Here is a 20,942-nt window from a genome sequence, read left to right on the forward strand (position 1 = left end):
CCCGGCCGAGCCATGGCCACTGTACCGGCCGGGGAATCGGGACATCAGTGCTCAGGGTGGGAGGTGACGAGTTCGGTGAGTACGCCGCCGCAGTCCTTGGGGTGCAGGAAGGTGATCTGGGAGCCCATCGAGCCCGTCCGGGGCTGGTCGTAGAGCACGCGGACGCCCTTGCCGCGGATGGCCTCCGAGTCACCGAGGACGTCCTCGGTGCCGAAGGCGATGTGGTGGACGCCCTCGCCGTTCTTGGCCAGCCACTTGGCGACCGTGGAGTCCTCGCGGGTGGGCTCCAGGAGCTGGAGGTACGAGGCGCCGCCGTCGGACGTCCCGTTGATCTTGAGCATGGCCTCGCGCACGCCCTGTTCTTCGTTGATCTCGGTGTGGAACACCTCGAATCCGTACGTGGCACGGTAGAACTCGACGGTCTTGTCGAGGTCGAAGCAGGCGATCCCGATGTGGTCGATCCTTGTCAGCATGAGACCAGTGCACCGCCCCGGGGGGTGGTCACGCAACGTGCCAGCGATCACACCGACAGCCCGGTGACGGCGCCGGTACCGCTCAGTACATTCAGGTAAACCCTCGTTCACTCCTCATCCTCAAGGGGCTGTGCCTCATGTCCGGATCGAACAACACCACCTCAGTGATCGTCGCCGGGGCCCGCACGCCCATGGGACGGCTGCTCGGCTCGCTCAAGTCCTTCTCGGGCGCCGACCTCGGCGGCTTCGCCATCAAGTCCGCGCTGGACCGGGCCGGGATCTCCGGCGACCAGGTGCAGTACGTGATCATGGGCCAGGTGCTCCAGGCCGGCGCGGGCCAGATCCCCGCCCGCCAGGCCGCCGTCAAGGCCGGCATCCCCATGAACGTGCCCGCGCTCACCATCAACAAGGTGTGCCTCTCGGGCCTGGACGCGATCGCTCTGGCGGACCAGCTCATCCGCGCCGGGGAGTTCGACATCGTGGTCGCGGGCGGTCAGGAGTCCATGACCAACGCCCCGCACCTGCTGCCCAAGTCGCGCGAGGGCTACAAGTACGGCGCCATCGAGATGCTCGACGCGATGGCCTACGACGGCCTCACCGACGCCTTCGAGAACATCGCGATGGGCGAGTCCACGGAGAAGCACAACACCCGCCTCGGCATCGAGCGCGCCCCGCAGGACGAGTTCGCGGCCACCTCCCACCAGCGGGCCGCCGCGGCGCAGAAGAACGGCGTCTTCGAGGCCGAGATCGCCCCGGTGGAGATCCCGCAGCGCAAGGGCGACCCGCTGGTGTTCTCGCAGGACGAGGGCATCCGCCCGGAGACCACGGCGGAGTCCCTCGGGAAGCTGCGCCCGGCCTTCGCGAAGGACGGCACCATCACCGCCGGTACGTCCTCGCAGATCAGCGACGGCGCGGCCGCCGTGGTCGTGATGAGCAAGGCCAAGGCCGAGGAGCTGGGCCTGGAGTGGCTCGCGGAGATCGGCGCCCACGGCAACGTGGCCGGTCCCGACAACTCCCTCCAGTCGCAGCCGTCCAACGCGATCCGGCACGCCCTGGGCAAGGAGGGCCTGGACGTCGCCGACCTGGACCTCATCGAGATCAACGAGGCCTTCGCCGCGGTCGCCGTGCAGTCAATGAAGGACCTCGGCGTGACCCCGGAAAAGGTGAACGTGAACGGCGGCGCCATCGCGCTCGGCCACCCGATCGGCATGTCCGGCGCCCGCGTGGTGCTGCACCTGGCGCTGGAGCTCAAGCGCCGCGGCGGCGGGGTCGGCGCGGCCGCGCTGTGCGGCGGCGGCGGGCAGGGCGACGCGCTGATCGTGCGCGTTCCCCGGTAGGAGCGGTACGGGTGCGGGGGCCGGGACCCCGGCCCCCGCACCCCTGCCCGTACGCATTCGTACCCGTACCCGTACCCGTAGCGAGAACCGAGGAGTGCAGCACGTATGACCGCGGTGGACGTCCCCCAGCTGGTGGCCCAGGCACGTGAGGGCCGGCCGAGAGCGGTGGCCCGGCTGATCTCGCTGGTCGAGGGGGCGTCCCCGCAGCTGCGCGAGGTGATGGCGGCGCTGGCACCGCTGACGGGCGGGGCGTACGTGGTGGGGCTGACGGGCTCGCCCGGTGTCGGCAAGTCGACCTCGACCTCGGCGCTCGTCTCCGCGTACCGCAAGGCGGGCAAGCGGGTCGGCGTCCTCGCCGTCGACCCGTCCTCGCCCTTCTCGGGCGGCGCGCTGCTCGGCGACCGGGTGCGGATGTCGGACCACGCCGGGGACCCGGGCGTGTACATCCGGTCCATGGCCACCCGGGGGCACCTGGGCGGGCTGGCGTGGGCGGCGCCGCAGGCGATCCGGGTGCTGGACGCGGCCGGCTGCGAAGTGATCCTGGTCGAGACGGTCGGCGTCGGGCAGTCGGAGGTGGAGATCGCCTCCCAGGCGGACACCTCGGTGGTGCTGCTGGCCCCGGGCATGGGCGACGGCATCCAGGCCGCCAAGGCGGGGATCCTGGAGATCGGCGACGTGTACGTGGTCAACAAGGCCGACCGGGACGGCGCCGACGCGACCGCCCGGGAGCTGAACCACATGCTCGGCCTGGGCGAGGCCCGGGGCCGGGACGACTGGCGGCCGCCGATCGTCAAGACGGTCGCGGCCCGCGGCCAGGGCATCGACGAGCTGGTCGAGGCACTGGAGAAGCACCGGGCGTGGATGGACGGGCGGGGCGTGCTGGCGGAGCGGCGCGCCGCCCGGGCCGCGCGCGAGGTGGAGACCATCGCGATCACGGCGCTGCGGGCGAGGCTCGCGGACCTGCACGGGGACGCCCGGCTCGACGCGCTGGCGGTACGGGTGGCCGCAGGCGAGCTGGACCCGTACGCGGCGGCCGACGCGCTGCTGGACGGCCTGACGGAGGGCTGAGAGCGGGCTCCGGAGCCGGTCCGGCCCGTCCGGGGGCCGGTCCCGGAGCCGTCCGGTGCGGGCCGGGGGTGCGTGCGGCCCCCCGGACCCGCCCCGGACGTGTCCGGGCGCGGGTCGGGCGGCGCCGGCGGTCAGTTGTTGTCGCTGTCGTCCGAGTCCGTGGTGGACGCGGTGACCTTGCCGGTGGTGGGGTCGATGTGCACGTTCTGGGTCTTGCCGCCGGTGGTCTTCACCTCGACGTCCCAGTAGGTCTTGCCGTTGTCGTCGTCATCGGCCCAGTTCACCGACCGGACCTGGCCGGAGTGGGCGGCGAGGGCGGCCTTGACGGCCTGCCCGGCCTTGACCTTCGCGGCGAGCAGCGCGGCGTTCTCGTTGCCGCCGTCGTTGTCGCTGTCGTCCTGGTTCTCCTTCGTGACGCTGCCGGTGGCCGCGTTCACCTCCAGCTCCGCGTGCTTGCCGTCCTTGGAGATCACGTCGACGTGCCAGACGGATCCGTCGCGGTCGACGGACTGGACGACGCCGGGGTGGGCCTTGAGGGCCGCCGCGATGGCTGCCTCGGCCGTCACGTCGGCGCGGGCGGCCGCGGGGACGGTTCTCGCGGTGTCGGCGGTCGCCGCTGCCGCGGCCGCCACCGGGCCTCCGAGCAGCAGGACCACGGATGCGGCCGTCGCGATGTGCGCAGTGCGCTTCATGGGCTGGACCTCCTCAGGCCGGCCGGCACGCGCTTACGGTTGCTCGGCGCGTGCGGGGGCCGGCGGCGGGCGTACCGACCATTGTCCGGTCGATCACCCGGCCCGGCGATCGGAGCCCCGACTTGCGCGGGGCCCCGTCTCAGGCCTTGCCGCGGTTCTCCCGCAGGTGCTCGGCGACCGGGCGCAGGGACGCGCGCAGCGCCGCCAGGGCCTCCGGCGGCAGCAGGTCGATGAAGTGCCGGCGGACGGACGCCACGTGGTGCGGGGCGACCTTGCGCATCGTCTCCATGCCCTCGTCCGTGAGCACCGCGTACAGGCCGCGGCGGTCGGACTCGCAGTTCACCCGGCGGACCAGGCCGGCCGTCTCCATGCGCGTGATCTGGTGGGAGAGGCGGCTCTTGGACTGCAGGGTCGCGGTCGCGAGGTCGCTCATCCGCATCCGGTTCTCGTCCGACTCCGAGAGGTTCACGAGGATCTCGTAGTCGTTGTTGGTGAGTCCGAAGGGCTGGAGGTCCTTTTCCAGCTGGTGCATCAGCAGCCGGCTGACGTCCAGGTGGGTGCGCCAGGCGCACTGCTCGGATTCGGTCAGCCAGGGGGTCTCCTCGGACGGGGTCCGGGGGATCGCGGCCGTCTGGGTCTCCATGGTCTCCATGAGTGAACTCTACCTAAAAAGTTGAATTGCGTACAAAGGTCGGGCGTACGGGACGGGTCCCCGGGGTCACAGTCCGAAGCGGCGCTGGAGATCACCCAGCTGCCCCGGCATCCGCGGCACGCCCACCTGTCCCAGCGGGCCCTGGCCGGCCCCGGGGACGCCCTGGGCGTTGCCCGTGGCCGCGCCGGCGCCGACCGCGCCGACCGCCTTCTCCGCCATCAGCATCTCGGACGACTGGAGCAGCACCGTGCCGGCTCCGACGAACTCGAACTGGTGCTCCTCGCCCGAGGTGCCCCCGATGCCGGTCAGCGAGCGCAGCCCGCCCATCACGCCGGACATGTAGGCGTGGTCGTAGTGGTGGCACGGCGAGGGGCAGTCCGCCCAGCCGACCAGCGCCTGCGGGTCCACGCGCAGTGGCGGCTCCATGAACACCACCGGCCCGTTGGACGCCGCCACGAACTTGCCCGTCCCGATCAGCGTCAGGAACCCAGGGACGATCGACTGCTTCAGCGCCAGGGTGGGCTGGTACGCGAGCAGGTTGCCCGACCGGATCGTCAGGTTCCCCTTGTCCAGGTCGAACGAGTTCACGTCGAAGGCCCGGTCGGCCAGCAGCATCTTGCCCTGGCCCTCGGCCACGACCCAGTCTGCGGCGTGCAGCGGCGAGTGGAAGCTGGTGCGCAGCAGCCGGTCGAAGCGGCCGTTGCCGACGCCGTTGAACTCGATGCTCCCGTAGTACGAGATCATCTTGCCCTTCTGCAGGAACCACTGGCTCCCCTTGAGCTCCACGCAGAAGGTGTACGGGTTCACGTTGTCGTCGGAGGGCAGGGTGTACGGGTCGAAGACCGTCGGGCCGCCGGGTCCGCCCGTCACGGGGCCAAAGTTCACAGCTTCTCCTCCGAGGCCTGTACGTACACCGCGCCCTGGCCGGACAGCTCCAGCTGGAACGCCTCGCCCGAGCCGCGCCCCACCATGTCGCGCCAGCCGAGCGCGGTGGAGAGCTTGTTGCGCACCTCGCCGTGGTGGGCGACGTACGCCTGCGGGTCCACGTGGATCGGGCGCTGGGGGGTGATGGGGAGCTCGATGACCCCGCCGTGGGCCATCACGGCGACCGAGCCGTGCCCCTTGAGGGTCGTGGTGAACAGGCCCTGGCCCGACACCTGGCCGCGCACCATGCCCATGACCCCGCCCTGGGAGCCCATGAACATCGTGCCCTGCTGCAGGGTGCCGTCGAAGGCGAGCAGCCGGTCGGCCTCCACGTACAGGGTCTCGCCGGTCAGGTTGATCACCTGGATGTGGTGGCCGCCGTGGCCGAACATCACGGTGCCGCTGCCCTCGACCGACATCAGCGGGGTCTGCTCGTTCGCCACCCGGCGCCCGATCATGCCCATGACCCCGCCCTGACCGCCGGTCAGGCTCGGAGTGAAGGAGACCTCGCCGCGGTACGCGAGCATCGCGCCGCGCTGGCTGTACATCTTCTGCCCGGGGAGGACCTGGGCCTCCACCATCTTCGAGTTGATCTCGCGGAACGGCATCAGACGTCGCCCCCGACGGTGTTGCGCTCGCTGGGCTGCACGTACACCAGGCCCTCGCCCTCGAAGCGGATCTGGAACGCCTCCCCGGAGCCCTCGCCGATCAGTGTGCGGAAGTTCACACCCGACTGGAAGGACTGCTGGAGGTTCCCGGTGTGCGCGATGTACGCCCCCGGGTCGACGGAGAGCGGGTACTGGGCGCTGACGCGCAGCACCACGGCGGGGCCGTCGGACACGATCGCCGCCTGGCCGGAGCCCTCGACGGTCGTGGTGAACAGGCCGTTGCCCGACGTGGCGCCGCGCAGGCCGGTGAAGGTCGTGCCGGTGCGCAGACCCGCGTCGGTGCACAGCAGGTTGCTGGACTCGACGTAGAGCTTCTCGCCGCGCAGATTGACCAGATTGATCTCGCTCGCGCGGTCGGCGAAGAAGCAGGTGCCGTGCCCCTGCACTTCCATCACGGTCATCTGCTCGCCGGTCAGCCGCCGGGTCACCATTCCGCGGAGGCCTTCGCCGCCGCCTGTCATCTTCTTGAAGGCCACTTGGCCGTCGTACGCGACCATGGAGCCGTTCTTCGCTTTGACGGCGTCCCCGGTCAGGTCGACGGCGAGCACCTTGCTGCCTTGGAGTCGGAACTGAGCCACGGGATGACGTTATCCGCAGTGGCCGTGCCCGAGAAGGGCATGGTGGCCGATATACGCCACACTGCGGTCTTGGTGACGTCATGGGGCCGTTCCCGTGACGTGCCGGTGACGGGTACCCGGGTCAAGATCCCGCATGGCGGCTGAGACACTGGGACCGACCCTGGCCTCCACCCCGAAGGTTCCACGTGGACATCAAGACCGCCTCCGCCCTGCACCGGCTGCGCCTCATCTCCGTACCCGAGGCACTGTCGTTCCCGGCCCTGCTGATCTTCGGCTCGCTGCTGAAGCGGACGACGGACATCGACTACCTGATGCCGCCGCTCGGCGCCCTCCACGGGTTCCTGTTCGTCATCTACGTCGTCTTCCTGCTGGACGTGTGGCACAAGGCGAAGTGGCCGCTGAAGAAGGTCGCCCTGTTCTTCGTGCTGTCGCTGATCCCCTTCGGCGGGCTCTACGGCGACAAGCTGCTCAAGCGCGACGAGGCGGACAGCGTGCTGGCGGCGCGTGCGCGCGAGGCGGCCAAGGCGTGATCGTCGCGTTCTCGGTGACGCCGCTGGGGGTCGGCGAAGAGGTCGGCGCGTACGTGGCGGACGCCGTCCGCGTGGTGCGCGAGTCGGGCCTGCCCAACCGCACGGACGCCATGTTCACCACCGTGGAAGGCGAGTGGGACGAGGTGATGGACGTGGTCCGGCGCGCGGTGGCCGCCGTGGAGGCGCGGGCGCCCCGGGTCTCCTTCATCCTCAAGGCCGACATCCGCCCCGGTGTCAGTGACGGCATGACCTCGAAGGTCGAGACGGTCGAACGCCACCTCGCCGAGGGCTGAGCGGGGGCTCGGCGGGCCGGGCGTCCGGCGGGCCGGGCGTTTGGCGGGCCCGCTCAGCGGGTGGCGGGCTCGCCCGTGGTGAGGGCGAGGGCCAGCGGGGTCCGCTCGTACAGGACGTGGCGGCCGTGCCGGGCGGAGACCAGCAGGCCCGCCGCGTGCAGCACCCCCAGGTGCGCCGAGACCGTGGACGGGGCCAGGCCCAGGCGGTGGGCCAGCGCCGTGGTGGAGGCCGGCTCGTCCAGCGCGCACAGCACCTCGGCCCGGACCGCGCCCAGCAGCCGGGCCAGCGCCTGCGGGGCGGGTCCCGCCGAGGCGGTCCACAACCCGCCGACGCCGCGCGCCGGGTACACGAGCGTCGGCTGCCAGGGCGGGTCGTAGCCGCCGACCACCTGCGGCCAGACGAACGCGCTCGGCATCAGCAGCAGCCCCTGCCCGTCCAGCGCACGGTGGTGGTGCGCGGGCCGCTCGATGGTGAGGGTGTCGCTCTCCCCGTACCAGCGCAGGTCCGGGTGGAGCCCGTCGAACAGCGTCTCAAGCCCGCCCGCCGCGAGCCGTCGGGAGTGGAACAGGATGTCCGCCTCCAGCAGGGCGCGCAGCCGCGGCCAGTGCGGTTCTACCAGCGCCTGCCAGGCCCGCTCCGTGAGGTCGGCCAACTCCCTTACGGCGCGCGCCGGATCGGCCATCATCCGCTGCCCCGCGTCACTCTCCAGGGCGCCCGGGGTGCAGACCAGGGAGAGCCTCAGGTCCTCGCGGGCCGCGTCGGGATCGGCGGCCCGCACCCGCGCCACCTCCTCCTCGAAGGTGACGGAGGGGCCGAGGGGCGGCGGGCTGAGGAAGTCCGGGTGGTGCCCGGCGCGGGGCATCAGCAGCCACAGCGGCCGCAGGTCCAGCCCCTCGGCGGCGGCCCTCGCCTGCCGGAGCCACGGGAGGTGGTACGCCTGCCGGTGCGGTGACAGCAGGACCCGTACCGCTTCCTGGGTCTCCCAGCGGGGGGAGAGGGAGAACCGGCACCGCAGCAGGTCGCCCGGCCCGAACCGAAAGTGAAACCCCACGCCGCCTTCCCTTCCCGTACCTGTGCCTGTGCCCGTACCTGTGCCCGTGCTCGTTTCCGTGCCCGTGCCCGTGCCCGTGTTCGTGCCCGCGCCTGCGTTCGTGCTCGGACCCGCCGCCCGCCGGGGTTGCGCCTCCGGGCCGTGCCGACCGGGCAGGGATCGGCGTGGATTCGGGTCACGACGAATCGTTACAGCCGTCGCGCCCGGCGGGACAAGCTGCCGTCATGTCCACCCTCAACCCGGCCGCCGGCCCGGCCCCGGATCCCTCCGGCGCGGCGTCCGCCGGATACCGCTCGGTCTTCCGGGTCCGGGAGTTCCGGCCCGTCTTCGCCGCCCACCTGCTGTCCGTGCTCGGCGTCGTCGTCGCCGAGATCTCCCTCACCGTCCTCGTCTACCGCGCCACCGGCTCCCCGCTGATGAGCGCGCTCACCTTCGCCCTGGGCTTCCTCCCGTACGCCCTCGGCGGCACCCTCCTCGCCGGGATCGCCGACCGGCACCCCGCCCGCCGGGTGCTCGTCGGGTGCGACCTGCTCTGCGCGGCCTGCGCCGCCGCCATGGCCCTGCCCGGCACCCCCGTCGCCCTGCTCCTCGTGCTCCGCTGCGCGATGGCCTTCGTCGCGCCGCTGTTCCAGGGCACGCGCAGCGCCTCCCTCGCCGACATCCTCGGCTCCGGCGACCCCTTCGTCCTGGGCCGCTCGCTCCTGCGCATGGTGGCCCAGAGCGCCCAGCTCATCGGCTTCGGCCTCGGCGGTCTGCTCCTCACCGTGCTGGCGCCACGCGGCGCCATCGCCCTCACCGCCGCCGGATTCCTCGGCTCCGCGCTCCTGCTGGGGCTCGGCACCCGCGCCCGCCCCGCCCGCGCCCCCGCCACCCGCACCTCCCCGCTCGCCGGTCTCCGCGCGGTGCTCGGGAACCGCCGACTGCGCGCGCTGACCCTGCTGTTCTGGCTGCCGCCCGCCTTCGTCGTCGTCCCCGAGGCGCTCCTCGCCCCGTACGCCGACCGCATCGGCGCCGGCACCGTCGCGCTCGGGCTGCTGATGTGCGCGCTGCCCGTCGGCACCATCGCCGGGGAGCTCTGGGCCGGCTCCGCGCTCGCCGCCCGAACGCGTTCGCGGATCGTGGCCCCGCTCGTCGCCGTCGCGCCGCTGCCGCTCCTCGTGTACGCCGTGCGCCCCGGCCCGTACGCCGTGTTCGCCGCCCTGCTGCTCGCCGGGCTGGCCCAGGCCCACACCCTCGGCCTCGACCAGTGGTACGTGGACGCCGTCCCCGACGAACTGCGCGGCCGCGCGATGACCTTGCTCAGCACCGGCCTGATGACGCTCCAGGGCGTCGGCATGGTGCTCGCCGGTCTCGCCGCCGAGTTCCTCCCGGTCCACGCCGTCGTCGCCGGCGCCGGGGCCCTAGGCACGGTGGTCGTCCTGCTGCTGCTCGCCGAACTCCGGGCGGCCGCCGCGGGGGAGGAGGGGCCGAAGTGTGAGACGGGGCCCGCCGCCAAATGACCGCCCGGTAGGGTCGGGCGCGTGCCCAAGCCGCTCAGCCTTCCCTTCGACCCCATCGCCCGCGCCGACGAGCTCTGGCAGCAGCGCTGGGGTCCGGTGCCCTCGATGGCCGCGATCACCTCGATCATGCGGGCACACCAGATCCTGCTCGGCGAGGTCGACGCGGTGGTCAAGCCGTACGGGCTGACCTTCGCGCGGTACGAGGCGCTGGTGCTGCTCACCTTCTCCAAGGCCGGCGAGCTGCCGATGTCGAAGATCGGCGAGCGCCTGATGGTCCACCCGACGTCGGTGACGAACACCGTCGACCGGCTGGTCCGGTCCGGGCTCGTCGACAAGCGGCCCAACCCGAACGACGGCCGCGGCACCCTCGCCTCCATCACGGACAAGGGCCGGGAGGTCGTCGAGGCCGCGACCCGGGACCTGATGGAGGTCGACTTCGGCCTCGGCGCGTACGACGCCGAGGAGTGCGGGGAGATCTTCGCCCTGCTCCGCCCGCTGCGGGTCGCCGCCGCGGACTTCGACGAGCGCTAGCCGGTCCGGGGCCGGGCCCCGGCCCGGGCCCCGGTCAAGATCGCGCAAAGCGGACGGTTAGGCTCGACGGCATGAAACGCAGTGTGCTGACCCGCTACCGGGTGATGGCTTTCGCGACCGCCGTGATGCTGCTGGTGCTCTGCACCTGCATGGTCTTCAAGTACGGCTTCGACAAGGGCGCCGATCTGACCTTCGTGGTGTCCCAGGCCCACGGCGTGCTCTTCATGATCTACCTGGCCTTCGCCTTCGACCTGAGCTCCAAGGCCAAGTGGTCCTTCGGCAAGATGCTCTGGATCATGATCAGCGGCACCATCCCGCTGGCCGCGTTCTTCGTCGAGCGCACGGTCCGCGCCGAGGTCGAGCCGCTGATCACCGACCGGATGGCGACCGCCGAGGCGTAGCCGTCGCCACCGCGCCCCCGAGGCGCAACCGCAACCACCCCCGGGCGACTCCCCGGGGGTTTGCCATCGACATTTACTAGGACGTCCTAGTAAATTGGAGTCATGGACGCTGACGCCATCGAGGAGGGCCGCCGCCGCTGGCAGGCCCGTTATGACAAGGCCCGCAAGCGCGACGCCGATTTCACCACGCTCTCCGGCGATGAGGTCGATCCGGTCTACGGGCCGCGGCCCGGCGACGCGTACGAGGGATTCGAGCGCATCGGGTGGCCGGGTGAGTACCCGTACACCCGCGGCCTGCACGCCACCGGCTACCGGGGGCGGACCTGGACCATCCGGCAGTTCGCCGGGTTCGGGAACGCCGAGCAGACCAACGAGCGCTACAAGATGATCCTGGCCGCGGGCGGTGGCGGCCTCTCCGTCGCCTTCGACATGCCCACCCTCATGGGGCGGGACTCCGACGACCCCCGCGCGCTCGGCGAGGTCGGGCACTGCGGGGTCGCCATCGACTCCGCCTCCGACATGGAGGTCCTGTTCAAGGACATCCCGCTGGGCGACGTCACGACCTCCATGACGATCTCCGGCCCCGCGGTCCCCGCCTTCTGCATGTACCTGGTCGCCGCCGAGCGGCAGGGCGTGGACCCCGCCCTCCTCAACGGCACGCTCCAGACCGACATCTTCAAGGAGTACATCGCCCAGAAGGAGTGGCTCTTCGAACCCGAGCCGCACCTGCGCCTCATCGGCGACCTGATGGAGTACTGCACGAAGGGCATCCCCGCCTACAAGCCGCTGTCCGTCTCCGGCTACCACATCCGCGAGGCCGGGGCCACGGCCGCGCAGGAGCTGGCGTACACGCTCGCCGACGGCTTCGGGTACGTGGAGCTGGGCCTCTCCCGCGGCATGGACGTGGACCACTTCGCGCCCGGGCTGTCCTTCTTCTTCGACGCGCACCTCGACTTCTTCGAGGAGATCGCCAAGTTCCGCGCCGCCCGCCGCATCTGGGCCCGCTGGATGAAGGAGGTCTACGGCGCCAAGAGCGACAAGTCCATGTGGCTGCGCTTCCACACCCAGACCGCCGGCGTCTCGCTCACCGCGCAGCAGCCCTACAACAACGTCGTGCGCACCGCCGTGGAGGCCCTCTCGGCCATCCTCGGCGGCACCAACTCCCTGCACACCAACGCCCTGGACGAGACCCTCGCGCTGCCGAGCGAGCAGGCCGCCGAGATCGCCCTGCGCACCCAGCAGGTGCTGATGGAGGAGACCGGCGTCGCCAACGTGGCGGACCCGCTGGGCGGTTCCTGGTACGTCGAGCAGCTCACCGACCGCATCGAGGCCGACGCCGAGAAGATCTTCGACCAGATCAAGGAGCGCGGGCTGCGCGCCCACCCGGACGGGCAGCACCCGATCGGACCGATCACCTCGGGCATCCTGCGCGGCATCGAGGACGGCTGGTTCACCGGCGAGATCGCCGAATCGGCCTTCCAGTTCCAGCGGTCGCTGGAGAAGGGCGACAAGCGGGTCGTCGGCGTCAACGTCCACCACGGCTCGGTCACCGGCGACCTGGAGATCCTCCGGGTCAGCCACGAGGTGGAGACCGTCCAGGTGCGCGAACTGGCCGCGCGCAAGGGCAGGCGCGACGACGCGAAGGTGACGTCGGCGCTGGACTCCATGCTGGCCGCGGCCCGCGACGGGTCGAACATGATCCCGGCCATGCTGGACGCCGTACGGGCCGAGGCCACCCTCGGCGAGATCTGCAACGTACTGCGCGAGGAGTGGGGCACCTACACCGAGCCGCCCGGCTTCTGACTCCCCGGCTTCTGACTCCTCGGCTTCCGACCCCGCGCCGGCCCCTCCGGGCCGCGCACCACGGCCGGTCGCGGCGCCCGCACGGGGGCGCGGCGGCCGGCCGTTGTCCCGCCTGCCCGACGGTCCGTCGACCGGCCGGCCCGCGGGGCAGCCCTTAGGGTGACAGGGCACGCGCGACGCCAGAGGAGCAGAGCAGAGGATGATCACCCAGATTCGGATCGACGGCTTCAAGTCGTTCCGCGACTTCTCCCTCGACGTGCCACCGACGCTCGTCCTGCTGGGGCCGAACGGCGCCGGGAAGTCGAACCTCTTCGATGCGCTCCGCCTGGTCGCCGGCACCGCCGATCGCGGCTTCGAGGCGACGGTCCGCGAGGACCCCCGACTGTCCCCCGGCGGGCTGTTCCACCGCGGCGGTGCTGGGACCGCCCACACCCTGGCCGTCACCGTCGGCACACTGGTCGCCTCCCAGGACGGCCCGCTCCCGGTCCGTATCCGTCTGCGCGTGGGCCGTACCCCGAATGGGCAGGTGGCCGTGCTCGCGAAGAGCGCCATCTGGATCAGCAGGCTGGAAGACCACGGCTGGATGGCGAACGCGGGACTGGACGAGGAGGCGCAGTCCGCCGTCAGGGAAGCGAGATCGGCGTTCCTCGACCGGGTGGGCGGCCCGGACTACCTGCCTTTCAAGGGCATGCTCGGTAACCCTTGGGACCCCCGTGCCCCGCACGTCCTCGGCGAGGACGCCGAGGACGAAGGAGAGCGGTACGCCGAGGACTTCGCGGCCGCGCCGGGGGAGGAACTGCGGGCGCTGGCCGCCCGGGAGTGCGCATCCTGGCACCCCTTCGTCCTGGAGCCCGCGGCGTTGCGCACCCCCACGGCGGCTCTCGCGACCGGCAGGATCAGCCCGGACGGGGCCAACCTGGCAGCCGTCCTGCACCGCGTCAGGGACGAGTCGCCGTCGCAATGGAGGCGGTTCGTCGCCGATCTGGCCGCGCTCGTCGACGGAGTGCGGGACATCCGCCCGCTGCACGACCGGCGCCGGGACGAGTACGACTTCGAAGTCGAGTTCAGCAATACCGGCTGGATCAGCCCGCCCGCCCTCTCCGACGGAACACTTCGGATGATCGCGCTGCTCGCCGCTGCCTCGGACCCGCTCTGGCCCGGCGGCATGTGCGTGGAGGAGATCGAGAACGGGATGCACCCCGGGCACGTCGCCGACCTCGTCCGCAGGCTCAGGCGGGGTACGGGCGTGACGCCGGGCGCCCCCACCCCGTACCGGCAGCTGATCGCCACCACGCACTCGCCGGCCCTCCTGGCGGCCCTGCGCGACGACCTCTCCGGCAGCCTCGTCTTCATGGAGCAGGCCGACCACGTGGATCCGCAGGAGAAGACCGTTGCCCGCACGACGGTCGCCCGGCCGCTCCGGGCCTACGATCCGGAGCGCAACCCGGGGGAGACGGTGTCGCCGGAGCATGTGGAGCGGCTGCTGAGGAACCTCGGCGGGAGGACCTCGTGACCAGGTACCGGCCGCTGCAGCCCGGGCTGCTCGTCGAGGGCAGCGACGGGCCCTACCTGTCGAGCCTGGTCAAGCGCCAGCTCGACCGGCTGATCCAGGAGTGCAGCGGGCAGACCGTCGAGGTGCTGCGGTGCGAGGTGTCCGCCGTACGGACGAACGGCAAGCCGGAGGACGTGCTCCAGGCGGCCGGGGAACTGGCCCGGGACTGCGACGTGGTGTTCGTCCACGGCGACGAGGACGCCCACGCCGAACGGCTCAAGCTGGTGGCGGAGCTGGAGCGGAGGCGGGAGGTGTCCACGACCCGGGAAGGTGTCGCCGTCCCCCTCGTCCCGGTCCTGATGACCGAGTCCTGGATGCTGGCCGACCGCGACGCGCTGCGGCGCCTCGTCGGGAACGAGGTCCTCAAGGGCTACCCGTACGCCGCACCCGCGGAGTTGGAGGGCCGGGTGGCGATGAAGGGCGGCAAGGACAGGCTCACCCCCAAGCAGGTCTGGAAGGCGCTACTCGGCGCTGACGGCCGCGAGGTGCTGAGCGACGGTGCGGAGCTGCTCGTCCTGCACACGGACCTCGACGTCCTGGAGCAGCTGCCCTCGTACCGGAAGTGGTGTGAGGACACCGTACGGGCCCTGCGGACCCTGCACTTCCTCTAGGGAGGGCCGATGCGCGGGCAGGGAGGGCGGACGCGCGGCCGTCCGCGGGTCAGGCCTCGGAGGGGCCCAGGAGGCCGTGCATCAGCAGGGCGGTGAAGGTGGCCACCCAGCACTCGTCCACCGGCTCGGAGCTCACCAGCGCCCGGTGCACCACCGTGCCGGCGATCACGTCGAAGATCAGGTCCGTGGTGTGGCCGGTGAGGGCCTCGTCCTCCTCGTAGGGGAGTTCGCCGCGGGCCTGGGCCCGCTCGCGCCCCAGCACGACGAGACGTTTCTGCCGGTCCACGATCGCCGACCGGATCCGGTCGCGCAGGGCCTCGTCACGGGTGGACTCGGCGACCACCGCCATCAGCGCCGTACGGGCCTCCGGGCGCCGCAGCAGCTCCGCGAACTGCAGGACCACGTACTCGATGTCGGCTTCCAGGGACCCCCGGTCGGGCAGTTCGAGCGCGTCGAAGAGCTCCGCGACCGCGTCCACGACCAGTTCGTTCTTGCCCGCCCAGCGCCGGTACAGGGTGGTCTTGGCGACTCCGGCCCGGACCGAGACGTCGCTCATGGTCAGCTTCGACCAGCCCAGTTCGACCAGCGCGTCCCGGGTCGCCGCGAGGATCGCGGTGTCGGCGGCAGCGCTGCGGGGCCGGCCGGTGCGGCCGTGCGTCGCGCCGGTGGTGGTGTCGGGGCCGGGGTCGGGGTTGCGCATGGCCGAGACCATACCCGTCAGTAGCCAGGGCGCCCGGTGCCCTTGCGGTGTGGTTCAGATCACGGGGCCCCGGGGGTCGGAAGGAGTTACGCTACGGGTCGTAGCGTAAGAGCGGCAACCACGCGAAGAGCTACTGGCGCCAGGTGGGGACCCGGCGCCGCCCGCACGGTATCGCGAGGATCAGCGAATTCACGCGATCTTTTTCGTCGGCGCGCGCACTCGGGGGAGGATGTACGCATGCAGCCCAGAAACATGTCCATGAGCGGCGTCGTCGACCTCGCCGCGGTGAAGGCGGCCGGCGAGGCCAAGGCCAAGGCCGAGCAGGCCCGCGCCGAAGCGGCCCGGCAGAGCGGCCATAGCGGCCAGGGCGGTGGCGCCGGCCCGTCCGCCGGCGCCCTGCCGCCGTCCGCGCTCGTCATCGACGTAGACGAGGCCGGTTTCGAACGCGACGTCATCCAGCTCTCCGCCGAAGTCCCGGTCGTCCTGGACTTCTGGGCCGAGTGGTGCGAGCCGTGCAAGCAGCTCAGTCCGCTCCTGGAGCGGCTGACCGTCGAGGCCAACGGCCGCCTCGTACTCGCCAAGGTCGACGTCGACGCCAACCAGATGCTGATGCAGCAGTTCGGCATCCAGGGCATCCCGGCCGTCTTCGCCGTCGTCGCCGGCCAGGCGCTGCCGCTGTTCCAGGGCGCGGCCCCCGAGCAGCAGATCCGCGAGACCCTCGCCCAGCTGGTCCAGGTCGCCGAAGAGCGCTTCGGGATCATCGGCGTCGAGGTCGACCCCAACGCCGAGGGCGCCGCCCCGGAGCCCGCCGAGGCCGGGATCCCGGCCGGCCCGTACGACGCCCTGCTGGAGGCGGCCGTCGTCGCGCTCGACGCGGGCGACCTGGGCGGCGCGGTGCAGGCGTACAAGAACGTGCTCTCCGACGACCCCGGCAACAGCGAGGCCAAGCTGGGTCTGGCCCAGGCCGAACTGCTGGTGCGCGTCCGTGACATGAACCCGCAGGTGGTGCGCGCCGCGGCCGCCGGGAACCCGCGTGACCCGGCGGCGCAGATCGCCGCGGCCGACCTGGACCTGGTCGGCGGGCACGTCGAGGACGCCTTCGGGCGGCTGGTGGACACCGTGCGGGTGACGTTCGGTGAGGACCGGGACGCCGTACGGGTACGGCTGCTGGAGCTGTTCGAGGTCATCGGCGCCGACGACCCCCGGGTGTCCGCGGCCCGTACGGCGCTGGCGCGGGTGCTCTTCTAACCGGGCTCCACGGCCTGCTCCGGGGCGGGGCGGGCAGGACTTCCGGGCGCCGGTGGTCCACCGGCGATTTGTCGTCAGGGAGATAAACAGCGGCCGCGCTTTGCCGAAACTTGGTAATCGCGGCCGCTGTTACTCGTAGTAAGCCGAACACCGTGAACTGTCCGGTGTGTTCGCACATCGCCCATTCTGTCGTGGCCTTTGGTGACACCCTGTGTTGCCGCCCGGCGGGGTCGGGTGGACCCCCGGTTATCTGGCCGTTACCCGCCAGTAACGACCCCCCTTGTGCCCCGGCCGGGAATGGACCACGATCGGCGCGCTCGGTCCTTCCCGCAGAGCCGCTCATCCGGAGCCGCGGTGGAGGGTCCCCACCGAGCCGGTCGGTGGCAGTGGCACCGTCCGTGGGACAGGGGGGTCCCTGCCGTACGGCAGGGCCTGTCCTCCAGGTTGCGCGAACGCGTGGCCCAGTGGTTGTCGCTCGGGGGTGATCGCCGGTGTTCCGGACACGGCTCTGCCGCAGCCCGGCCGCCTGCGCTCCTTCCCGAGGACGTAGCACTTCTCCCATCCCAGGACGGGCACGGCCCGGACCGGAGATGTACGTCCGAGAAGGAGGAACGACATGAGTTCTCAGGTTCGTGGCGGTACCAGATGGAAGCGCTTCGCGCTCGTCATGGTGCCGAGCATCGCGGCCACGGCCGCGGTCGGTGTGGGTCTGGCGCAGGGTGCCCTCGCGGCGTCCTTCAGCGTCTCGGGCCAGGACTTCAAGGTTTCGGCCGACTCACTTGTCGGTAACGACCTGATCCAGTACGGCAGCCTTTCCAAGGGCACTGAGCTGAAGACGGGCAAGGAGGTCTACCACCCGGTCACGATCTCGGGCTTCAGCAAGGCCACCATCACCAACATGTGCCAGTCGTTGGTGACGCCGACTCCGCTCGGCAACATCACCCTGCAGCTGCGCACGGGCAACAAGGGCGAGCCCGCCGTTGCCAAGAACATCTACCTCGACGTCGCCGAGCTGGACGCGGACGCCACGTTCACGGACCTCGACATCGGTGTCGCGGTCGGCGACGGCACCCACACCACCAAGGCGAAGCCCGGCACGGTGGCCGACAATGCGATGTTCTCGCAGCGCGCCAAGACCGCCACGCTGACCAACGTGAAGCAGAAGGCCTGGGCGACGACGGCGGGAACCTTCACGCTGCCGGACCTCAAGCTCCGTCTGCTCAGCGGCGACAAGCCGTGCTACCAGGACTCCGACGTCAAGTAGTAGGGGCTCGGTTTCTGACCGGGAGGGCGGGCGGCTGTCGTCGCCGGCCCTCCCGGGCGCCACACAGTTTTCCGTACCACCGTTTCCAGGGAGCTGTTGTCCATGAACGCCGAGGCCCCGGTTCGCTCCGAAGGCGACCATTGGCTCACCGTGGTCCGCCACCGCTTCCGCGACTGGAGGGGAAACCGCCCCTTCTGGGCCGGACTCCTCATCGTCTTCGGGGGCTTCCCGATCGCGTACTTCCCTTACGCGGACCTCCGGTTGGGCAATGTCACCCTCGCCATGGCGACCACCGCCGGCGCGGGTTCGCTGATCATCGGCGTCCTGCTGATGACGCTGGGGTTCACGCTCTGGTTCCAGCAGAACATGCGCGTCTTCGCCGGGGTCGCCTCGATCCTGCTGGCCCTGGTCTCCCTGCCGGTCTCCAACCTCGGCGGCTTCTTCATCGGCTTCCTCTTCTCCCTGCTGGGCGGTGCCCTCGCGCTCTCCTGGGTGCCCGGCAAGCCGGGCGAGGCGGACGAGGCGGACGGGCCGGAGCAAGTGGACGCCACGGACAAGGGTGAAGCGCTCGCGGACGGACCGTACCTGGCCGTTCCCGGTCCCCGGGGCACCGAAACGACGTACGCGACAGAGACGACTGCCCACGCCGATGGCGGGAGGAACAGTGCGGGGTGACGAGACGCGGTGGGGTGTGGCCCCGGACGCGGAGTCCCGTGAAGTAAAGGGCCCGCGACACGCGGCGCCCAGGAAGTCGCTGCTGACCAAGTTCCAGATACCCGTCGGCAAGACGATGGCGCTGGCGGCCATGCCGACCGCCGTGTTCGTCGGGATGGGCATGGCGCCGAAGCTGGCGCTGGCCGACGAGAAGGACATCCCCTTCGCGCCCGGACCGTGCGTGACACAGTCCGACGAACCCGCGGAGTCGGCTTCCCCGAGCCCGTCGAAGTCGCCGTCGCCGAGTGCGAGCACCTCGCCCACCGCGACCCCGTCGCCGGGTGCGAGCGAGACGCCCAAGCCCGGTACCACGCCCTCGGCACCGAAGCCGGAGTCCAAGCCGGCCGAGGAGCCGACGGCCGGAAAGCAGAGCTCCCCGGCGGCCACCCCGTCCGCGGGCGCGAGTGCCTCACCGTCCGCCTCCAAGACCCCGAACCCGCTCGACCCGCTGGGCGTCGGCGACAAGGTCAAGGACTTCTTCGACGAGCTCGGCAAGCCCATCGGGGACGCGCACAAGCCGGTCACCCCGGCGCCCTCCACGTCCACGGCGCCCACCCCCGACCCGGCGGCGGACGCCATCCGCGAGGCGGCGAAGACGGCCGGCGCGAAGGTCGAGGAACTGCCCCAGGCCGTCAAGGACACCACGACGAAGCCGAAGGGCGAGACGGGCAAGGCCACCGACAAGGACAAGGCGGACAAGGAGAAGAAGGAGCAGGACGAGGACAAGACCTCGCCGTCCCCCTCTCCCTCGGCCTCGGCGAGCAAGGACGCGAACGGGAAGGAACCCTTCCCCTGCCCGACCCTCGACGCCAAGGCGCTCGCCGACGCCAAGCTGGAACCGGGCATCCCGCTCCTGCCGGACCAGCCCTGGTACCTCGACAGCTCCCTGCTTACCCTCTACGGCCTGGACTACCACGGCATCGTCGAGGTGAAGACGGGGAGCGGCAAGATCAAGAAGGTCCTGAAGTTCACCGCGGACTCGCTGGACATCAAGGACCTGTACCAGACGGTCGGCAAGGAGGGGAACGTCGCGCACCTGAAGTCCCGTCCCGGCTCCACGTCCAAGATCCGCGGCGGCACGGTGACGATGTACACCGAGAGCCTCAAGGGCAACCTCTTCGGGCTGATCCCGATCGAGTTCACCCCGAACAGCCCGCCGCCGCTGAACGTCCCCTTCGCGTTCTTCACGGACGTCAAGGTCGTCCAGGCCGGCCAGTTCGGCGGCACCCTCACCGTCCCGGGCCTCAAGAACTACATCGGCCCGCCGGAGTAGGTCGTACACCAGGCGAACCAGCCGGCCCCGAATCGAATGACCCGCCCCCTCGAATATGGGGCGGGTCATTCACTTTCGCGAGCAACACTATCGATTTTTGAACCTCACCAGATTCGCACAATGCCCTGGACCACCTGCCGATAAGGGTGGCGCTCGACGATCCGGCCTCGCTCGGAACGATCTATCCTCGTACCGGAGTCGCACATGCCCTTGATGCGAAGAACGTGGTGATCATCGTGCTGAAGAGGTCCCCGCACAAGGGGTACATGGTCTACACGGCCTACCCCAGTGACTGACTCCAGGGGGGACGCCCGGCGGCAGATCTGGATCGACTTCGGGCTCAGCGGTCTCACCAAATGGTTTGATGCAGGGTGGGGTCCCGAAGTGACCGAGCTCGACATCGTCGCGAGCGTCGCGGGCTGGGGTGACGGCGTGTACGCCCCCACCCTCCTGGAGGACGCGCTCCGTGTTCTGGAGTCGGACCTGTCCTCCAGGGAGGTGAACATCCTGTGGTGCGCGGCGATGCAGCGCGCCTACAGGCCCGATTTCTTCGGCGTCGACGCGCGGGTGTGGCTGGGGCGCATCGTGGAGGTCTGCGCGGAGCGGATCCGGCAGGACGATTCTTCCTTCACTCTTTCCCCGACGGTCCCCGCTCCGGCGGGGAACCTGACGGGCGAGGTTTTGGAGGAGCTCAGGTCGGTCGCCCCTGCGGTGCGGTCCGTGGCGGAGGGCCACGAGCACTACGGCGTGCCGGACGTGGTGCGGACCGTGGAGAAGGTCGTCGTGCACGTCGATCCCGATCTCGGGTTCAGGATGCTCCTGCGGGTCCTGAAGGCCTATCAGATCCCGGTCGAAGCATCGCGCGTCGAGCGCTACCGGGTCCTCGGCGAGAGGTTCGGATACGACGAGTGTGTCGTGGACGACGGGGGGATCAACCTTGGACCGGACCCGGCCTGATCTCGGCTGAGCGGCCGGGACAGCCCGAGGGCGGGGGCGCCGGGGCCTCGGGGTTACGGGGGCGCGCCCGCGGGGGGGTGGTGGGGGTGGGCGGGGGCGGGGGGTGATGAAAAAGGAACACA

The 20,942-nt window shown here is 71.1% G+C and carries 23 protein-coding genes; 15 read left to right on the forward strand and 8 right to left on the reverse strand.

All coding sequences use genetic code 11. The features are described 5' to 3' along the window. Positions 1 to 44: 44 nt before the first annotated feature. A complete protein-coding gene (gene mce / locus ACFWTC_RS15980; RefSeq protein ID WP_267717796.1) occupies positions 45 to 473 on the reverse strand; it encodes a methylmalonyl-CoA epimerase in 429 nt (142 codons plus the stop codon). A gap of 137 nt (positions 474 to 610) precedes the next feature. On the opposite strand from mce, the gene ACFWTC_RS15985 reads away from it, so the two are divergent. Beyond that, entirely contained in the window at positions 611 to 1,810 is a 1,200-nt protein-coding gene (locus ACFWTC_RS15985; RefSeq protein WP_383928683.1) for an acetyl-CoA C-acetyltransferase, read from the forward strand. Positions 1,811 to 1,915: 105 nt separating this feature from the next. Then, positions 1,916 to 2,878, forward strand: coding sequence for a methylmalonyl Co-A mutase-associated GTPase MeaB (gene meaB / locus ACFWTC_RS15990; protein WP_383928680.1), 963 nt, complete (start codon positions 1,916 to 1,918; stop codon positions 2,876 to 2,878). Positions 2,879 to 3,009: 131 nt separating this feature from the next. On the opposite strand, the gene ACFWTC_RS15995 is transcribed toward meaB, so the two are convergent. From ACFWTC_RS15995 to ACFWTC_RS16015, 5 genes are all read right to left on the reverse strand, one after another. Beyond that, positions 3,010 to 3,570 (reverse strand): PepSY domain-containing protein, encoded by a 561-nt coding sequence (locus tag ACFWTC_RS15995; protein WP_383928677.1) that lies wholly within the window; start codon positions 3,568 to 3,570, stop codon positions 3,010 to 3,012. Positions 3,571 to 3,709: 139 nt separating this feature from the next. Beyond that, a complete protein-coding gene (locus ACFWTC_RS16000; protein ID WP_383928707.1) occupies positions 3,710 to 4,213 on the reverse strand; it encodes a MarR family winged helix-turn-helix transcriptional regulator in 504 nt (167 codons plus the stop codon). A gap of 75 nt (positions 4,214 to 4,288) precedes the next feature. After that, positions 4,289 to 5,092: an AIM24 family protein gene (locus ACFWTC_RS16005; RefSeq protein WP_384026946.1), complete on the reverse strand. Its 804-nt coding sequence runs from the start codon at positions 5,090 to 5,092 to the stop codon at positions 4,289 to 4,291. An 11-nt stretch (positions 5,093 to 5,103) separates the two neighbouring features. After that, positions 5,104 to 5,754, reverse strand: coding sequence for an AIM24 family protein (locus ACFWTC_RS16010; protein ID WP_384026727.1), 651 nt, complete (start codon positions 5,752 to 5,754; stop codon positions 5,104 to 5,106). Next, positions 5,754 to 6,392, reverse strand: coding sequence for an AIM24 family protein (locus ACFWTC_RS16015; protein WP_383928671.1), 639 nt, complete (start codon positions 6,390 to 6,392; stop codon positions 5,754 to 5,756). The genes ACFWTC_RS16010 and ACFWTC_RS16015 overlap by 1 nt, the downstream gene beginning before the upstream one ends. A 185-nt stretch (positions 6,393 to 6,577) precedes the next feature. Between ACFWTC_RS16015 and ACFWTC_RS16020 the strand changes: the two genes are divergently transcribed. Both ACFWTC_RS16020 and ACFWTC_RS16025 read left to right on the forward strand, forming a co-directional pair. Then, the gene (locus ACFWTC_RS16020) at positions 6,578 to 6,922 is read left to right on the forward strand and encodes a DUF3817 domain-containing protein (RefSeq protein WP_383928668.1); all 345 of its coding nucleotides are present in this window, start codon (positions 6,578 to 6,580) and stop codon (positions 6,920 to 6,922) included. Beyond that, positions 6,919 to 7,215: an MTH1187 family thiamine-binding protein gene (locus ACFWTC_RS16025; RefSeq protein WP_383928665.1), complete on the forward strand. Its 297-nt coding sequence runs from the start codon at positions 6,919 to 6,921 to the stop codon at positions 7,213 to 7,215. Before ACFWTC_RS16020 ends, ACFWTC_RS16025 begins: the two co-directional genes overlap by 4 nt. A 53-nt stretch (positions 7,216 to 7,268) precedes the next feature. On the opposite strand, the gene ACFWTC_RS16030 is transcribed toward ACFWTC_RS16025, so the two are convergent. Continuing rightward, on the reverse strand, positions 7,269 to 8,267 hold the full coding sequence (locus ACFWTC_RS16030) for a DUF5937 family protein (RefSeq protein WP_383928662.1): 999 nt from the start codon (positions 8,265 to 8,267) through the stop codon (positions 7,269 to 7,271). 224 nt (positions 8,268 to 8,491) lie between these two features. Here ACFWTC_RS16030 and ACFWTC_RS16035 point away from each other — a divergent pair, with 224 nt between their 5' ends. The 6 genes from ACFWTC_RS16035 to ACFWTC_RS16060 all read left to right on the forward strand — a co-directional run bounded on the left by ACFWTC_RS16035 (position 8,492) and on the right by ACFWTC_RS16060 (position 14,664). Further along, entirely contained in the window at positions 8,492 to 9,766 is a 1,275-nt protein-coding gene (locus ACFWTC_RS16035; RefSeq protein WP_384026725.1) for an MFS transporter, read from the forward strand. 21 nt (positions 9,767 to 9,787) lie between these two features. Next, entirely contained in the window at positions 9,788 to 10,297 is a 510-nt protein-coding gene (locus ACFWTC_RS16040; RefSeq protein ID WP_383928656.1) for a MarR family winged helix-turn-helix transcriptional regulator, read from the forward strand. Between the two features lie 71 nt (positions 10,298 to 10,368). Further along, positions 10,369 to 10,698, forward strand: coding sequence for a DUF3817 domain-containing protein (locus tag ACFWTC_RS16045; protein ID WP_383928653.1), 330 nt, complete (start codon positions 10,369 to 10,371; stop codon positions 10,696 to 10,698). 102 nt (positions 10,699 to 10,800) lie between these two features. Then, entirely contained in the window at positions 10,801 to 12,501 is a 1,701-nt protein-coding gene (locus ACFWTC_RS16050; protein WP_383928650.1) for a methylmalonyl-CoA mutase, read from the forward strand. Between the two features lie 199 nt (positions 12,502 to 12,700). Then, a complete protein-coding gene (locus tag ACFWTC_RS16055) occupies positions 12,701 to 14,014 on the forward strand; it encodes an AAA family ATPase (RefSeq protein WP_383928647.1) in 1,314 nt (437 codons plus the stop codon). After that, positions 14,011 to 14,664, forward strand: a complete 654-nt coding sequence (locus ACFWTC_RS16060) for a hypothetical protein (protein WP_384026722.1) — start codon at positions 14,011 to 14,013, stop codon at positions 14,662 to 14,664. The genes ACFWTC_RS16055 and ACFWTC_RS16060 overlap by 4 nt, the downstream gene beginning before the upstream one ends. A 49-nt stretch (positions 14,665 to 14,713) precedes the next feature. On the opposite strand, the gene ACFWTC_RS16065 is transcribed toward ACFWTC_RS16060, so the two are convergent. Further along, a complete protein-coding gene (locus tag ACFWTC_RS16065) occupies positions 14,714 to 15,364 on the reverse strand; it encodes a TetR/AcrR family transcriptional regulator (protein ID WP_384026719.1) in 651 nt (216 codons plus the stop codon). Between the two features lie 237 nt (positions 15,365 to 15,601). Between ACFWTC_RS16065 and ACFWTC_RS16070 the strand changes: the two genes are divergently transcribed. From ACFWTC_RS16070 to ACFWTC_RS16090, 5 genes are all read left to right on the forward strand, one after another. Next, positions 15,602 to 16,612 carry a tetratricopeptide repeat protein gene (locus ACFWTC_RS16070; RefSeq protein WP_383928635.1) on the forward strand — a complete coding sequence of 337 codons (1,011 nt, stop codon included), beginning with the start codon at positions 15,602 to 15,604 and terminating at the stop codon, positions 16,610 to 16,612. 616 nt (positions 16,613 to 17,228) lie between these two features. Continuing rightward, complete coding sequence (locus ACFWTC_RS16075) at positions 17,229 to 17,876, forward strand: DUF6230 family protein (RefSeq protein WP_383928632.1); 648 nt, start codon at positions 17,229 to 17,231, stop codon at positions 17,874 to 17,876. Positions 17,877 to 17,978: 102 nt separating this feature from the next. Next, complete coding sequence (locus tag ACFWTC_RS16080) at positions 17,979 to 18,551, forward strand: DUF6114 domain-containing protein (RefSeq protein WP_383928630.1); 573 nt, start codon at positions 17,979 to 17,981, stop codon at positions 18,549 to 18,551. After that, positions 18,541 to 19,863 (forward strand): hypothetical protein, encoded by a 1,323-nt coding sequence (locus ACFWTC_RS16085; RefSeq protein ID WP_383928627.1) that lies wholly within the window; start codon positions 18,541 to 18,543, stop codon positions 19,861 to 19,863. Before ACFWTC_RS16080 ends, ACFWTC_RS16085 begins: the two co-directional genes overlap by 11 nt. Before the next feature lie 384 nt (positions 19,864 to 20,247). After that, positions 20,248 to 20,820, forward strand: a complete 573-nt coding sequence (locus ACFWTC_RS16090) for a hypothetical protein (RefSeq protein ID WP_384026716.1) — start codon at positions 20,248 to 20,250, stop codon at positions 20,818 to 20,820. Positions 20,821 to 20,942: the final 122 nt, after the last annotated feature.

It is taken from the genome of Streptomyces sp. NPDC058619 (genome assembly GCF_042717785.1).
In the GTDB taxonomy this organism is placed as follows: Bacteria; Actinomycetota; Actinomycetes; order Streptomycetales; family Streptomycetaceae; genus Streptomyces.

Bases quoted from the DNA above. Each gene is read 5' to 3' on its own strand.
- ACFWTC_RS16010 (WP_384026727.1), bottom strand. From the start codon at position 5,754: ATGCCGTTCCGCGAGATCAACTCGAAGATGGTGGAGGCCCAGGTCCTC.
- ACFWTC_RS16065 (WP_384026719.1), bottom strand. From the start codon at position 15,364: ATGCGCAACCCCGACCCCGGCCCCGACACCACCACCGGCGCGACGCAC.
- mce (WP_267717796.1), bottom strand. From the start codon at position 473: ATGCTGACAAGGATCGACCACATCGGGATCGCCTGCTTCGACCTCGAC.
- ACFWTC_RS16080 (WP_383928630.1), top strand. From the start codon at position 17,979: ATGAACGCCGAGGCCCCGGTTCGCTCCGAAGGCGACCATTGGCTCACC.
- meaB (WP_383928680.1), top strand. From the start codon at position 1,916: ATGACCGCGGTGGACGTCCCCCAGCTGGTGGCCCAGGCACGTGAGGGC.
- ACFWTC_RS16070 (WP_383928635.1), top strand. From the start codon at position 15,602: ATGCAGCCCAGAAACATGTCCATGAGCGGCGTCGTCGACCTCGCCGCG.
- ACFWTC_RS16045 (WP_383928653.1), top strand. From the start codon at position 10,369: ATGAAACGCAGTGTGCTGACCCGCTACCGGGTGATGGCTTTCGCGACC.
- ACFWTC_RS16050 (WP_383928650.1), top strand. From the start codon at position 10,801: ATGGACGCTGACGCCATCGAGGAGGGCCGCCGCCGCTGGCAGGCCCGT.
- ACFWTC_RS16035 (WP_384026725.1), top strand. From the start codon at position 8,492: ATGTCCACCCTCAACCCGGCCGCCGGCCCGGCCCCGGATCCCTCCGGC.
- ACFWTC_RS16000 (WP_383928707.1), bottom strand. From the start codon at position 4,213: ATGGAGACCCAGACGGCCGCGATCCCCCGGACCCCGTCCGAGGAGACC.
- ACFWTC_RS16075 (WP_383928632.1), top strand. From the start codon at position 17,229: ATGAGTTCTCAGGTTCGTGGCGGTACCAGATGGAAGCGCTTCGCGCTC.
- ACFWTC_RS16055 (WP_383928647.1), top strand. From the start codon at position 12,701: ATGATCACCCAGATTCGGATCGACGGCTTCAAGTCGTTCCGCGACTTC.
- ACFWTC_RS15995 (WP_383928677.1), bottom strand. From the start codon at position 3,570: ATGAAGCGCACTGCGCACATCGCGACGGCCGCATCCGTGGTCCTGCTG.
- ACFWTC_RS15985 (WP_383928683.1), top strand. From the start codon at position 611: ATGTCCGGATCGAACAACACCACCTCAGTGATCGTCGCCGGGGCCCGC.